Origin of the sequence: Uliginosibacterium sp. sgz301328, assembly GCF_041807905.1 — a bacterium.
Lineage (GTDB): Bacteria > Pseudomonadota > Gammaproteobacteria > Burkholderiales > Rhodocyclaceae > JBGVSA01.
Window position 1 is genome coordinate 127,775 of sequence record NZ_JBGVSA010000002.1, and the last position, 13,502, is coordinate 141,276.

Below are 13,502 nucleotides of genomic sequence, written 5' to 3' on the forward strand. Positions count from 1 at the left end.
CGATGCGGAGGGCCGGCGGGGCACGTATTGCAGTCGCGGCGGATCGGCGCTGCCTTGGCGTCAGGCCGACCTTGGTCGTACCCGCACGTCCGTCACGGCGAACAAATCAGGCGGCGGACTTCCTGCGCTCGATCCAGCGCTGCCGATTCACCACCATTGATGAAAGTGATGCACCGGCCCAATCCCATGGCCCACATCCAAGCGATCCGCCGCCTCCAGCGCTGACTGCAAATACGCCCGCGCGGCGACGACCGTTGTCACCCAATCCGCATGTTTCGGACGCAATGCTGCCAGTGCAGCCGACAAGGTGCACCCCGTGCCGTGCGTGTTGCGGGTGGCGACGCGGGGATGCACGATGCGCGCCTCGCCCTCGGGCGTGATCAGCCAGTCGGGGCTGTCGACGGCGTCGAGATGGCCGCCCTTCATCAGTACGGCCTGTGCGCCGGCTTCGATCAGTGCCAATCCCTGGCGATGCATCTCTTCTTCATCCTCTGCCACGTCGCAATCGAGCAGCGCGGCGGCTTCGGGCAGGTTGGGGGTGATGATCGATGCCAATGGCATCAGACGGTCGCGGATCGCGGCGACGGCGTCTGCCGCGAGCAGGCGATGTCCGCCCTTGGCGACCATGACCGTATCGAGCACGACGTACGCGGGGCGATGGCGTTCGATGCCTTCGGCCACGGCGTGCACGATGCCAGCGTTGGCCAGCATGCCGAACTTGACTGCATCGACACGAATGTCCGAGAACACGGCGTCCATCTGCGCGGCGACGAATTCCGGCGGAACCGGCTGCACGTCCGTCACGCCGCGCGTGTTCTGTGCAGTGAGCGCGGTCAGCACGCTCATGCCGTAGGCCCCCAGCGCCGAGAAGGTCTTGAGGTCGGCCTGGATGCCGGCGCCGCCGCCCGAATCCGAACCTGCGATGGTCAACGCGTGGGCGATCATGTTCTTGCTCCCGAAATGGCGTGTGCGAGTGCATGGGTTGCCGTCGGCACGTCCGGTTGGCCGCAGATGGCGGACACGACGGCGACGCCATCGGCGCCCGCAGCGATCAACGCTGCCGTATTGCCGGCATGGATGCCGCCGATGGCGACCACCGGGCACGGCTTGGCGCGCATGAGCGCGGCGAACGCATCCAGTCCAAGGGCGGGGGCGGCATCGGGCTTGGTGCTGGTGGGCAGCACCGGGCCGACGCCGAGGTAATCGATGAGATCGAGCGGGGCGCTGCTCCATTGCGCGGCGTCCGATACCGAAAAGCCGAGCAGCTTGTGCGGGCCGATGAGCGCGCGTGCGGCGTCAGGCGGTAGATCGTCCTGCCCGATGTGGATGCCGTCCGCATCCACGGCCAGCGCGACGTCGATCTGGTCATTGATGATGAGCGGCACGCCGCGCGGTGCGAGCAAAGCCTTGAGCCGCGTGGCGGCCTCGAACCATTGGCGTTTCTTCCAGTCGGGCGCGCGCAATTGCACGATGGTGACACCTGCGTCGATTGCATGGCGCGTCGTGTCGATCATGCCGTCGACGCCGCCGCACAGGTCGGGGTCGAGCACGAGGTAGAGCGAGAGATCGAATCGCATCACACGATCCGGCTGCGCAGTTCGTCCGGGTCCATGGCGTAGAGCGCATCGAGGAACGCGGCCTTGAATGAACCCGGACCGGCGCTCGTTGCCAGGGCGCGCTCGCCCGCGAGGCCGGCCATGGCACAGGCCGATGCAACCGCCGTGAGCCGATCCTGCGCGCCGGCGGTGAATGCCGCGACGAGCGCCGACAGGGCGCAGCCGGTGCCGACCACGCGTGTCATGAGCGGGTGCCCCCAAGGCGTGGCGAGTATGCGGTCGCCGTCGGTGATGTAATCGACTTCACCTGTCACCGCCACGATGGCGCCGGTGTCGCGTGCCAGTTCGCAGGCCGCCTCCAGCGCCGCGTTCGAGCCTGCCGTGCTGTCGACGCCGCGCCCCGCGCCGCCCAGTCCCGCAAGCGCGAGGATTTCTGAAGCATTGCCGCGGATGGCTGTGGCGCCCTGCGCGAGCAGGTCACGGCAGGCGTCGGTGCGATATGCCAGCACGCCGGCGGCGACCGGGTCGAGCGTCCACGGCACGCCAGCCGCATGCGCAGCGGCGACGGCCACGCGCATGGCGGCAAGGCGGGCAGGGTAGAGCGTGCCGACGTTGATGAGCACGGCGCCCGACATGGCGGCGAAGGTGGCGGCTTCTTCTTCGGCAACGATCATTGCCGGCGCCGCACCGGCCGCGAGCAGGACGTTGGCGGTGATCTCCTGCACCACTTCGTTGGTGAGGATATGCACGAGGGGCGAGGCCGCGCGCAGGCGTTCGAGTTCGCTGGCCAGTGTACCCAGCGCGAGCGTGGTAGGTGTCGAGTCTTGCATGATGGCTCCTGGCGTGTGCGGGAGCCGGTGAAGACTTCCCTACGCCGGCATGATCCGGATCAGGTGATGCGGGTGTGTCTCAGTCCTCGCATCAGCGAGGACACCCCGAGTCAGGTGCGCATTGTCCGCTTGTGCCGGCGGCTGGACAAGCTGCGTGGTCACCGATGTGACCACGCCTTGGCGGATATCAGAGGAAGCGATCCAGCAGCTTGCGGCTGTGGCGGTCGAGCGAGAGCAGGTCGCGCAGCAGAAACTGGATGCCGTGGATGTCGGCGATCAACAGCGTGGTGGCGGACAGGCGCCGGATGTCCTCTTCGCCCTTGAGCACCAGGCGCGTCGGGCCGCGATCGGTGTCGACGTCCCATGTGCTGGGCGTGGCGAAAGTCGACACGCTCTTGAGGCGCAGGATGCGTGGCATGAATTCGCGGCTGGCGAGTTCTTCTTCGACCAGCGTGCGGGTGTCGTCCGGCAGGTCGCCGAGCCTGTCGATCCACGCCAATTCGTGGCCGTCGCCGCTGACGATCGAGATGCTCTCCTGCGGCGCGGCGATGGGAAAGGCGCGCACCGGTGTGACGGCCTCCGAAACGGTGCCGTCGGCGGCAACGAAGTTGAGGCGACCGAGCGCGTCGCGCCGCAGTGTCCAATCGAGCGTCATGACGGCGTTCCTTCCAGCTTGGGCGCGTTCTTCCATTCGGGCGAAACCGCTTCGGTGTCGACGTTGCGCGCCTGCGCTTCGTACAGACGGTAGTAGGCGCCCTGCGCTTCCATCAGCGCTTCATGGGGGCCCACCTCGACGATCTTGCCGCGATCCATCACCACCAGCCGATCCGCGCGACGCAGCGTCGACAGGCGGTGCGCGATGGCGATCGTGGTGCGGCCGCGCACGAGGTTGTCGAGCGCCTTCTGGATTTCTTTTTCGGTTTCGGTATCCACCGACGAAGTGGCTTCGTCGAGGATGAGGATGCGCGGATCGATCAGCAGCGCACGGGCGATCGATATGCGCTGGCGCTCGCCGCCCGACAGACCTTGTCCCCGTTCGCCGACCAGCGAGTCATAGCCCTGCGGCAGGCGCAGAATGAATTCATGCGCATGCGCCGCGCGTGCCGCAGCGATGATTTCCTCGCGCGAGGCCCCCGGTTTGCCGTAGGCGATGTTCTCGGCGATGGTGCCGAAGAACAGGAACGGCTCCTGCAGCACCAGCCCGATGTTGCGGCGATAGTCGGCCACCGCGATGTCGCGGATGTCATGGCCGTCGATGCGGATCGCGCCCTGCGAGACGTCGTAGAAGCGGCAGATCAGGTTGACCAGCGTGCTCTTGCCCGAACCGCTGTGGCCGACCAGGCCGATCATTTCGCCCGGCGTGATGGTGAGGTCGACGCCGCGAATGACGGCGCGATTGCCATAACGGAAACCGACGTCATCGATTTCGATACGGCCTTCCACGCGCGGCAGCGGTTGCGGATTGGCAGGTTCCGGCACGCTCGATACGTGGTCGAGGATGTCGAAGATGCGCTTGGCGCCGGCGGCGGCCTTCTGCGTGACCGACACGATGCGGCTCATTGAATCGAGCCGCGTGTAGAAGCGGGTGATGTAGGCGAGGAAGGCCGTCAGTACACCGACGGTGATCTGGTCGTGCGCGACCTGCCAGATGCCGAACGCCCACACCACGAGGATGCCGATTTCCGTCAGCAGCGACACGGTCGGGCTGAACAGCGACCACACACGGTTAAGCTTGTCGTTGACCGCCAGGTTGTGGCGATTGGCGTCGCGGAAGCGCTGCGCTTCGCGGCGTTCCTGCGCGAAGGCCTTGACCACGCGGATGCCCGGGATGGTGTCGGCCAGCACGTTGGTGACTTCGGACCACACGCGGTCGATCTTCTCGAAACCGGTGCGCAGCTTGTCGCGCACGACGTGGATCATCCAGCCGATGAAGGGCAGCGGCAGCAGCGTGACCAAGGCCAGCCACGGATTGATCGAGAAGAGGATCACCGAGGTCATGACGATCATGAGCACGTCGGTGGCGAAATCGAGCAGGTGCAGCGACAGGAAGACGTTGATGCGGTCGGTCTCCGAACCGATGCGCGCCATCAGGTCGCCCGTGCGCTTGCCGCCGAAATATTCCAAGGACAGGTTCAGCAGGTGTTCGTACGTCGTGGTACGCAGGTCCGCGCCGATGCGCTCGCTGACCAGCGCCAATATGTAAGTGCGCGCCCAGCCCAGTCCCCATGCCACCAGTGCCGAAGCCGCGAGTCCGCCCAGGTACAGCGTTACCAGGTGCACGTCGATCGGCACGCCGTTCTGATAAGGAATCAGCACTTTGTCCATCAGCGGCATCGACAGATAAGGCGCCACCAGCGTCGCGGCGGTCGATGCCAGCGTCAGCAGGAAACCCGCCAGCAGCGGCCAGCGATACGGGCGCGCGAAGCGCCACAGGCGCAACAGGGTCCACGTCGACGGTGGTGCGGTGAGTTCCTGTGCGCAGTTAGGACATTCTTCGTCGTCCGGGTCGAGTGGCGCCTTGCAGGTGGGGCACAGCAGTTCGGCTTCGGGCGACTCCGACGTGCCGGAGGACAGCACATCCAGGAGCTGTTCGAAGCGCGACTGCAGGCGCGTGGCGGCGACGTTCTGCGCCAGCGTGAAACGCCAGCTTGCAAGACGGCGGGAAGCGTCCTGCAATTGGAGCGTGCCTACGCCGGCATGGTCGTGGTGCACCAGTTGCAGCGAAGACGCCAGCGCGCAATGTTGCCAGGCCTTGGTATCGGCATCGCGCCAGAGAATGCGGCGACCGGTCAGTGCGACGAAGCCCCCCGCAAAACGCAGACGCTCGTCGAGATCGGTTTCCAGCGTGGCGATGATTTCCTCCCCGGACATTAATTCGCTATCGAGCGAATTGCGCCACGGCTCGCCTGCCGGATTTGTTGTAACTGAGTGTGTCGTCATGAAATACGGCGAATCGGTTATGCGCCCGACGCCGGATTGAATTTGCCGTAATGGCGTGTCGCTTGCGAAGGGCTGCTGCGCCTTGTGACAAGGCCCTTGGGCGCGGCATTTGCTGTATTCTCGCGCGCTGTTCGGGGACCGTTGAAGGCGCTGGAGTATACCGCGCCACTGCGGAACATTGCCGTTACAAGGGGTAATTCAAGTCGTCGGCCAGTTACACGATATTGCATTACGTTTCTGCGGCCGTGATGTAATCGCCCCGCGTGATGCAATCACCCAATGAATATGAGTAAAAAAGACATCGAGCTTCTCCGCCTGAATTATCTGCGTGGTCCGAATATCTGGACTTACCGCCCGGTGATCGAGGCGCTGGTCGACATCGGCGAACTGGAGGATTTCCCCTCCAACACCTTGCCCGGGTTCAACGAACGTCTGTCGGCCTGGCTGCCGGGACTGATCGAACACCGTTGCAGCGAAGGGCGTCGCGGAGGCTTCTTGTCGCGTCTGGCCGAAGGCACATGGCCGGCGCACATCATGGAACACGTGGCCATCGAGCTGCAGAACCTCGCCGGCATGAAGGTCGGTTTCGGCAAGGCGCGCTCCACTTCGCAACGCGGCATCTATAAGGTCGCGGTGCGAGCGCGCAACGAACAGGTTGGCCGCGCCGCGCTGATGGCAGCGCGCGATCTCGTCATGGCCGCCATCAATGACAAACCGTATGACCTCGCGCCGGTGGTCGAACACCTGCGCGTCATGGTCGACGACCACTACCTCGGCCCGAGCACGGCGTGCATCGTCGAAGCGGCCACCGAACGCAGCATTCCCTGGATTCGCCTGACCGACGGCAACCTCGTGCAGTTGGGCCACAGCGCGCGCCAGCGTCGCATCTGGACGGCCGAGACCGACAAGACCAGCGCGATTGCCGAAGGCATTTCGAGCGACAAGGACCTGACCAAGAGCCTGCTGTCTTCCTGCGGCGTGCCGGTGCCCGAGGGGCGGATCGTCGAATCGCCCGAAGAAGCATGGGAAGCCGCGCAGGACATCGGCCTGCCGGTGGTGGTGAAGCCTTCCGACGCCAACCACGGGCGTGGCGTGTCGCTCGAGCTGGACGATCGCGCAACGATCGAGGCCGCGTTCCACCTGGCCGAACGCGAAGGCAGCGAAGTCATCGTCGAGCGCTTCATTCGTGGCGACGAACATCGCCTGCTGGTGGTCGGCTCGCGCGTGGTCGCGGCCGCACGGGGCGAATCCGTGTGGATGACCGGCGACGGCGTGTCCACCTGTGAGCAACTCATCGAGTCTCAGGTGAACTCCGATCCGCGCCGCGGCGACGCCGAAGAGTTTCCGCTCGAGACCATCGTTCTCGACCGCGACGCCAACGTCGTGCTCGAACTGCAACGCCAGGGGCTGACGCGCGACAGCGTGCCCGCCGCCGGGCGTCGCGTGTTGGTGCAGCGCAATGGCAACGTCGCCATGGACGTGACCGACAAAGTTCACCCCGAGGTCGCCGAGATCGTCGCGATGGCCGCCCGCGTGGTGGGCCTGGATATCGCCGGCATCGATCTCGTGGCGCAGGACATCAGCCGTCCGCTGGAAGAGCAGGGCGGTGCGATCGTCGAAGTCAACGCCGGCCCCGGCCTGCTGATGCATCTGAAGCCCTCCGTGGGCGAGCCGCGCCCGGTGGGCCGCGCCATCATCGAACATTTGTTCCCGGAAGGGGACGCCGCCCGCATTCCCATCGTCGGCGTGGCCGGCGGCACTGACGCCACGTTGGTGTCGCGGCTGATCGCGTGGCTCACGCATCTGGGCGGCCTGCATGTCGGTCTGGCTTGCCGTGCCGGCCTGTATCTGGATCGCCGTCTGGTCGAACACCGTAGCTGCGCGAACTGGACCGGCGGACAGCGTCTGCTGATGAACCGAGCCGTGCAGGCAGCCGTTTTCGAGAACGACGCGGAAATGATCCTGCGCGAGGGGCTGGCCTACGACCGCTGTCAGGTCGGGGTCGTGACGGACATGGGTTCTGTCAACGGACTTGCCCCGTATTACGTTGATCAGCCGGAGCAGCTCTTCAATGTGCTGCGCACGCAGGTCGACGTGGTGATGCCCGAAGGCGTGGCGGTGCTCAACGCCGACGACGCGGAAGTCCTCAAGATGGCCGAGCTGTGCGACGGCGACGTATTCCTCTACGGGCAGAAAGCCGATTCGCATGCCATGGTGGACCATCGGGAGCGCGGTGGTCGCGCACTCTTCGTGCGGGGGCGCGAAGTGATCCTGGCAACCGGCGCCGATGAAATCGTGCTGGTCAGCCTCGACGTGCTCGACCGCGCACCGGCCGCCGCTGTCGGCCTGCATGTAGAACACGCGCTGCCGGCGTTTGCCGCGGCGTTGTCATTGGGTATTGCCCCGGCGCTCATCCGCGCCGGCATGGAAACATTCGAACCCACCCAGGGGACTGCAGCGGGGGCTGGCAGTTTCTGATCGGTTGGGGGCGACTCGAACGAAGTTCACAAAAATGTCCGCCAGAGACAAACGAACAGGGAAGACGGGTTAAATGGAAGTATCGAGAATACGGGCGCTGCGCGGCCCCAATCTATGGAACCGCCGCACCGCCATCGAGGCGATCGTCACGTGCAGTGACGACGAATACGCGATCGACAGGATGGCGGGCTTTGAGCCGCGCCTGCGCGAACGCTTTCCCGAGATCGGCCACATCCTGCCGGTCGAGCTGGGCCAGCCGGTATCGCTGGCCGACGTGCTGGAATTTGCAGCACTGGGCCTGCAGGCCCAGGCCGGCTGCCCGGTGACCTTCAGCCGCACGGCGCGCACGCTGACGCCGGGCGTTTTCCAGGTCGTCGTGGAATACTCGGAAGAAGCCGTCGGCCGCCAGGCCTTCGAGCTGGCCGAGGCGCTCATCGAAGCGGCCCGCAACGACACGCCTTTTGATCTGGCCGACGCGCTGCATCGCTTGCGCGAGCTGGATGAAGACATCCGCCTGGGGCCGAGCACCGGCGCCATCGTCAACGCCGCCGTTGCGCGCGGCATTCCATTCCGCCGCATGACGTCCGGCAGCATGGTGCAGTTCGGCTGGGGCAGTCGCCAGCGTCGCATCCAGGCGGCCGAGACCGACCGTACCAGTGCGATCTCCGAATCCATCGCGCAGGACAAGGAACTCACCAAAACCCTGTTGCTCGCCGCCGGCGTACCCGTGCCGCATGGCCGTCCGGTCAGCGACATCAACGACGCCTGGGAAGCCATGCAGGAAATCGGCGGCCCGGTGGTCGTCAAGCCGCGCGACGGTAACCAGGGCAAGGGCGTGACGGTCAACGTCGTGACCCGCGAACACCTGGAAGTGGCCTACGCTGCTGCTTTCGAGATCAGCGACGAAGTGCTGATCGAGAGCTACATCCCCGGCAGCGACTTCCGCCTGCTGGTGGTCGGCAATCATCTGGTGGCCGCCGCGCGCCGCGATCCGCCGCATGTCATCGGCGACGGCACGAGCACCATTCGCCAACTGGTCGACATGGTGAACCTCGACCCGCGTCGCGGCGAAGGGCATGCCACCTCGCTGACCAAGATGCGCCTGGACGACATCGCTATCGCGCGTCTGGCCATGCAAGGCTTCGATCCTGAATCCGTGCCGCCCAAGGGCGCCCGCGTCGTGCTGCGCAACAACGCCAACCTGTCCACCGGCGGCACGGCCACCGACGTCACCGACGAGGTGCATCCGGAAGTCGCCGCGCGCGCCGTCGCTGCCGCGCAGATGATCGGCCTGGACGTGTGCGGCGTGGACGTGGTGTGCGAAACCGTGCTCAAGCCGCTCGAAGAACAGGGTGGCGGCGTGGTGGAAGTCAACGCCGCGCCGGGCCTGCGCATGCATCTGTCGCCTTCGTTCGGCAAGGGCCGCGCGGTGGGCGAGGCCATCGTCTCGAACATGTTCGCCGACGGCGACGACGGCCGCATTCCGGTCGTTGCCGTCACCGGCACCAACGGCAAGACCACGACGGTGCGCCTGATCGCGCACATCATCGCCACCAGCGGCAAGCGCGTGGGCATGACCAATACCGACGGCGTCTACATCAATGGCCGCCGCACCGACACGGGCGACTGTTCCGGCCCGCGCAGCGCGCGCAACGTGCTGATGCACCCGGACGTGGATGCCGCCGTGTTCGAAACCGCGCGCGGCGGTGTGCTGCGCGAAGGCCTGGCGTTCGACCGCTGCAAGGTGGCGGTGGTCACCAACATCGGGCTGGGCGACCACCTCGGACTGAACTTCATCACCACGGTCGAAGACCTCGCCGTGCTAAAGCGCGTCATCGTGCAGAACGTGGCGCCGGATGGCGTGGCCGTGCTCAACGCCAGCGATCCGAACGTCGCTGCCATGGCCGACAACTGCCCGGGCTCGGTGACCTTCTTCACGGCCGACCGTCATCATCCGCTGATGGCGACGCATCGTGCCCAGGGGCGTCGCGTGGTGTACGTGCAGGACGGCGACATCGTGGCGTGCGAAGGCAACACGACTTTCCGCGTGCCGCTGTCGGGCGTGCCGCTCACGCGTGGCGGCACCATCGGCTTCCAGGTCGACAACGCCATGGCCGCGGTGGGTGCGGCGTGGGCGCTGGGCGTGGATTGGGACGTGATGCGCGCCGGTCTGGCGACCTTCATGGGCCACGCCGACAACGCACCGGGGCGCTTTAACGTATTCGACTATCGCGGCGCAACCGTGATCGCCGATTACGGCCACAACCCGGACGCCATGCTGGCGCTGGTGCAGGCCGTCGAAGCCATGCCAGCCACGCGCCGCAGCGTGGTGATCAGCGGGGCGGGCGATCGTCGCGACGAGGACATCCGGCAGCAGACGCAGATCCTGGGGCGCGCGTTCGACGACGTGATCCTGTACCAGGACCAATGCCAGCGCGGCCGCGCCGACGGCGAAGTGCTGGCGCTCCTGCGCGAAGGTCTCGAAGGCGCGACGCGCACCAGCGCGGTCGACGAGATTCACGGCGAATTCGTCGCCATCGACACCGCGCTCGATCGTCTCAAGACGGGCGATCTGTGCCTGGTGCTGATCGATCAGGTCGAAGAAGCGCTTTCGCATATCCGCACGCGAGTGGCTGCGGGCTGACCCCATCCACGGCCAAAGACCAGAAACCAGGCGTCCTCGCCTGGTTTTTTTTCGTCTGTAGCGCTGCATCTGCCCTTTCGTCCGTGGCGGCGCGAGGGGTGCCGGTCTTCCAATAGCGCATCCATCCGGATGACGTCAGGGAGACAGCATGCGCAAGGGGTATGGGAGCGGTGTGGCTGAATGGCGGCGGGGGGCCTGAGCGATGTTCGGTTCCGCCACGCTGGAAGTCGCCGCCGGGCTGACGATCGTCTTTCTCGTGCTGAGCGTGGCCTGTACGGCGATGCGCGAGATCATCGAAGCCCGCATGAAGATGCGCGCCGTGACGCTGGAGCGCGCATTGCGCGAGATGTTCCAGGACCCGGACGGTCGCGGGCTCACGCGCGAATTCTTTGCGCACCCGCTGATCTTTGCGCTCTATCGCGGCGGCTACGACCCGACACGCCTGCGCAACGGCCGCATGCCGGCCAACAGCAATCTGCCTTCATACATTCCCAGTCGCAGTTTTGCACTGGCCTTGCTCGACATTGTGGCGCGTCCTGCGGGGCAGGCTTCGGTCGAACTCTCGCCAGAGTATCTTCGCACGGCCATCGCTTCGTTCGGATGCGCGCCCGTGCGCCGCATCATGCAAGGCGCATGCGATGCCTCGCGCGGCGACCTGGATGGCGTGCGGCGTTATCTCGAAACCTGGTATGACACGGCGATGGATCGCGCCTCCGGCTGGTACCGTCGTCGCACGCAGGGCGTCATCTTCGCGCTCGGCCTGACGATGGCGGTGGTGCTCAACGTCGACACGCTGCGCGTGGCGCGCACGCTCTACGAGCAGGCGGCGGTGCGCGTCGCGTTGGTGGAAGACGGTGCGCGCATTGCCGATCTGCTGAGCGGGCAGCCCGCGTCGGACGTGGTCGTCAGCACGCTCTTCGAGCGCTCGCTTCCGATGGGATGGTCTGCGCGCGAATTCCAGGGCGGCGCCCGCGATATCGTCCTGCGCCTTGCCTTGGCGATCCCCGGCTGGTTGCTGACCGCGTTGTCGATCTCGCTCGGCGCGCCGTTCTGGTTCGACGTGCTCAACCGCGTCACCGTCATCCGTTCGACCGTCAAACCGCATGAGAAAAGCCCCGAGGAGCCTTCTCAGGATGGTGGCCGGACATCCATTCAAGGAGAAGGGCGATGAAGATACTGTGCGTGCATGGCGTCGGCCACGAAGAGGCGGATGCCGAATTCCAGCCGTCGTGGCAGAAAGCGATCAGCGATGCGGTGCTGGGCGTGGCACCGGGCGCGCAGATCACCTATGAGTTTTTCCTGTATGACGATCTGTTCGCCAAGGCGGGCATCGGCGCGGCCGAAGTCGGCGAGGCGGCGCTGAGGCTGCTGACGAGTTCGGTCATCCACAGTGTGGGCGATCTCTTCCGTCGCGATCGCGGCATCGGCCAGTTCCCCGAGACCTTGCGCTGGAGCGCCGGCATGGTTGCGCAATGGGCGGCGGACGAAGCGCTGCGCAAAGCGTTGCGCGCCGCACTGGCAGAACGCGTGAGCGCCGTGCAGCCGGACATTGTGTGCGCGCACAGTCTGGGCACGCTGGTGGCCTATGACACTTTCAAGCTGACGCCCGGGCTGCTCGACAAGCGCGTGCTCGTGACGTTCGGTTCGCAGATCGGCAGCGCGGCCGTGCGCGAGACCTTCGGCGGCCGCATCGAAGGCATTCCGGGCGTGCGTCGGTGGTACCACCTCTTCAACGAATACGACCATGTGTTCACGGCGCCGCTGTACCTGCGCGACGACACCTTTCAGCAGATCGACACCACGTTCGACAAGCCGAATGACCCGCTCAACCACGACGCCACTTTGTATCTTGGTCACGTCGAGACGATTGCCAACGTGTGGTCGCCGCTGTTCCAGCCGGCGGCCTCGCGCGGCATCGAGCGTACCCTCGCGGCGGTGGACCGTTCGCTCGGACTGGCCGCACCGAAAGCCGCCAGGAAAGGCAGCAAGGCGAGAGCTTCGCGCGACAAGGCGCTGCTCATCGGCATCAACGACTACCCGAATCCCGCCGACCGGCTGGAAGGCTGTCTCAATGATGTCTTCATGATGAGTTCGCTGCTGCAGGAGTCGAAGTTCAACGCCGACGACATCCGCGTGGTGTTCAACGATCGCGCCACCACCGCCGGTATCAAGGATCGCCTGCACTGGCTGCTCGACGACGCCAAGGATGGCGATCGCCGCGTGCTGTTTTATTCCGGTCACGGGGCGCAGATTCCCAATACCAACGCGCAAGCCGAGGCCGATCGACTCGACGAATGCCTGTGCCCGTGGGACTTCGACTGGACCGCCGAGCACGCGATCGTCGACAACGATTTTCGCGACCTCTATATCCAGTTGCCGTACGAGACGCAGTTCATGGCCTTTTTCGATTGCTGCCACTCGGGCGGCATGACACGCGACGGTGCGCGCCGCGCACGCGGACTGACGCCGCCGGATGACATCCGCCACCGCGCGCTGCGCTGGGAGCCGAAGTACCAGATGTGGGTCGAGCGCGACTGGGTCAAGGCTGCACGCGAAAGCGCGGCCGCGGCGGAGGCGAAGAACACCACCAGCAACCGCGTCGGCGTGCGCCGGCTCGGGCAGGCGGTGGCGGTACGCGGCACCAACGACAAAACCTACGATGCGCGCCGCGCGGCGTATGGGCACCACGGACCGTACCTGCCGGTCCTCATCTACGCCTGTGGTGAATCGCAGCTTTCGTATGAATACCGGCACGGTGTCACGTCGTACGGCGCCTTCACCTACGCCTTCGCGCGTACGCTGCGTTCGGCCAGGACACGACCGAGCTTCCGCGCTGCCGTGCAGGCCACCGGAAAATTGCTGGCGGAATTGAACTACGACCAGAAACCGGTGCTGGTGGGGCCCGGTTCGGCGCTGGGCAAGGCTATGCCTTAGTCTGGGTGCGGCCAGGCGGGCGTCGGCAATGAGCGCCCGGATCTGCTTGATGGGGATGCCCCGCGACCGTCAAAGGCAATCGCGGGGCATGAGCGTCGAGCCGGAGGGTGGCTCGTCTGC

Annotated in this window: 9 protein-coding genes and 1 riboswitch; of the genes, 4 read left to right on the forward strand and 5 right to left on the reverse strand. The window is 65.8% G+C overall.

Annotation, left to right across the window (positions count from 1 at the left end; genetic code table 11):
* Positions 1-147: 147 nt before the first annotated feature.
* The 5 genes from thiD to ACDA63_RS02070 form a co-directional block, all read right to left on the reverse strand.
* Positions 148-945, reverse strand: coding sequence for a bifunctional hydroxymethylpyrimidine kinase/phosphomethylpyrimidine kinase (gene thiD / locus ACDA63_RS02050; RefSeq protein WP_373661498.1), 798 nt, complete (start codon positions 943-945; stop codon positions 148-150).
* On the reverse strand, positions 942-1,577 hold the full coding sequence (thiE, locus tag ACDA63_RS02055) for a thiamine phosphate synthase (protein ID WP_373661499.1): 636 nt from the start codon (positions 1,575-1,577) through the stop codon (positions 942-944). The genes thiD and thiE overlap by 4 nt, the downstream gene beginning before the upstream one ends.
* A complete protein-coding gene (gene thiM, locus ACDA63_RS02060) occupies positions 1,577-2,386 on the reverse strand; it encodes a hydroxyethylthiazole kinase (RefSeq protein ID WP_373661500.1) in 810 nt (269 codons plus the stop codon). Before thiM ends, thiE begins: the two co-directional genes overlap by 1 nt.
* 19 nt (positions 2,387-2,405) lie before the next feature.
* A riboswitch (TPP riboswitch) is annotated at positions 2,406-2,504 on the reverse strand.
* Between the two features lie 69 nt (positions 2,505-2,573).
* Positions 2,574-3,041 carry a DUF1854 domain-containing protein gene (locus tag ACDA63_RS02065; protein WP_373661501.1) on the reverse strand — a complete coding sequence of 156 codons (468 nt, stop codon included), beginning with the start codon at positions 3,039-3,041 and terminating at the stop codon, positions 2,574-2,576.
* Positions 3,038-5,257, reverse strand: a complete 2,220-nt coding sequence (locus ACDA63_RS02070; RefSeq protein WP_373661502.1) for an ABC transporter transmembrane domain-containing protein — start codon at positions 5,255-5,257, stop codon at positions 3,038-3,040. Before ACDA63_RS02070 ends, ACDA63_RS02065 begins: the two co-directional genes overlap by 4 nt.
* Before the next feature lie 348 nt (positions 5,258-5,605).
* Here ACDA63_RS02070 and cphA (ACDA63_RS02075) point away from each other — a divergent pair, with 348 nt between their 5' ends.
* The 4 genes from cphA (ACDA63_RS02075) to ACDA63_RS02090 all read left to right on the forward strand — a co-directional run bounded on the left by cphA (ACDA63_RS02075) (position 5,606) and on the right by ACDA63_RS02090 (position 13,382).
* Positions 5,606-7,804 carry a cyanophycin synthetase gene (gene cphA, locus ACDA63_RS02075; RefSeq protein WP_373661503.1) on the forward strand — a complete coding sequence of 733 codons (2,199 nt, stop codon included), beginning with the start codon at positions 5,606-5,608 and terminating at the stop codon, positions 7,802-7,804.
* 73 nt (positions 7,805-7,877) lie between these two features.
* Positions 7,878-10,448, forward strand: a complete 2,571-nt coding sequence (gene cphA, locus ACDA63_RS02080; RefSeq protein WP_373661504.1) for a cyanophycin synthetase — start codon at positions 7,878-7,880, stop codon at positions 10,446-10,448.
* A gap of 202 nt (positions 10,449-10,650) precedes the next feature.
* Positions 10,651-11,619, forward strand: coding sequence for a hypothetical protein (locus ACDA63_RS02085; RefSeq protein ID WP_373661505.1), 969 nt, complete (start codon positions 10,651-10,653; stop codon positions 11,617-11,619).
* Positions 11,616-13,382: a caspase domain-containing protein gene (locus tag ACDA63_RS02090; RefSeq protein ID WP_373661506.1), complete on the forward strand. Its 1,767-nt coding sequence runs from the start codon at positions 11,616-11,618 to the stop codon at positions 13,380-13,382. Before ACDA63_RS02085 ends, ACDA63_RS02090 begins: the two co-directional genes overlap by 4 nt.
* Positions 13,383-13,502: the final 120 nt, after the last annotated feature.

Bases quoted from the DNA above. Each gene is read 5' to 3' on its own strand.
- ACDA63_RS02070 (WP_373661502.1), bottom strand. From the start codon at position 5,257: ATGTCCGGGGAGGAAATCATCGCCACGCTGGAAACCGATCTCGACGAG.
- ACDA63_RS02065 (WP_373661501.1), bottom strand. From the start codon at position 3,041: ATGACGCTCGATTGGACACTGCGGCGCGACGCGCTCGGTCGCCTCAAC.
- thiD (WP_373661498.1), bottom strand. From the start codon at position 945: ATGATCGCCCACGCGTTGACCATCGCAGGTTCGGATTCGGGCGGCGGC.
- ACDA63_RS02090 (WP_373661506.1), top strand. From the start codon at position 11,616: ATGAAGATACTGTGCGTGCATGGCGTCGGCCACGAAGAGGCGGATGCC.
- ACDA63_RS02085 (WP_373661505.1), top strand. From the start codon at position 10,651: ATGTTCGGTTCCGCCACGCTGGAAGTCGCCGCCGGGCTGACGATCGTC.
- thiE (WP_373661499.1), bottom strand. From the start codon at position 1,577: ATGCGATTCGATCTCTCGCTCTACCTCGTGCTCGACCCCGACCTGTGC.
- cphA (WP_373661504.1), top strand. From the start codon at position 7,878: ATGGAAGTATCGAGAATACGGGCGCTGCGCGGCCCCAATCTATGGAAC.
- cphA (WP_373661503.1), top strand. From the start codon at position 5,606: ATGAATATGAGTAAAAAAGACATCGAGCTTCTCCGCCTGAATTATCTG.
- thiM (WP_373661500.1), bottom strand. From the start codon at position 2,386: ATGCAAGACTCGACACCTACCACGCTCGCGCTGGGTACACTGGCCAGC.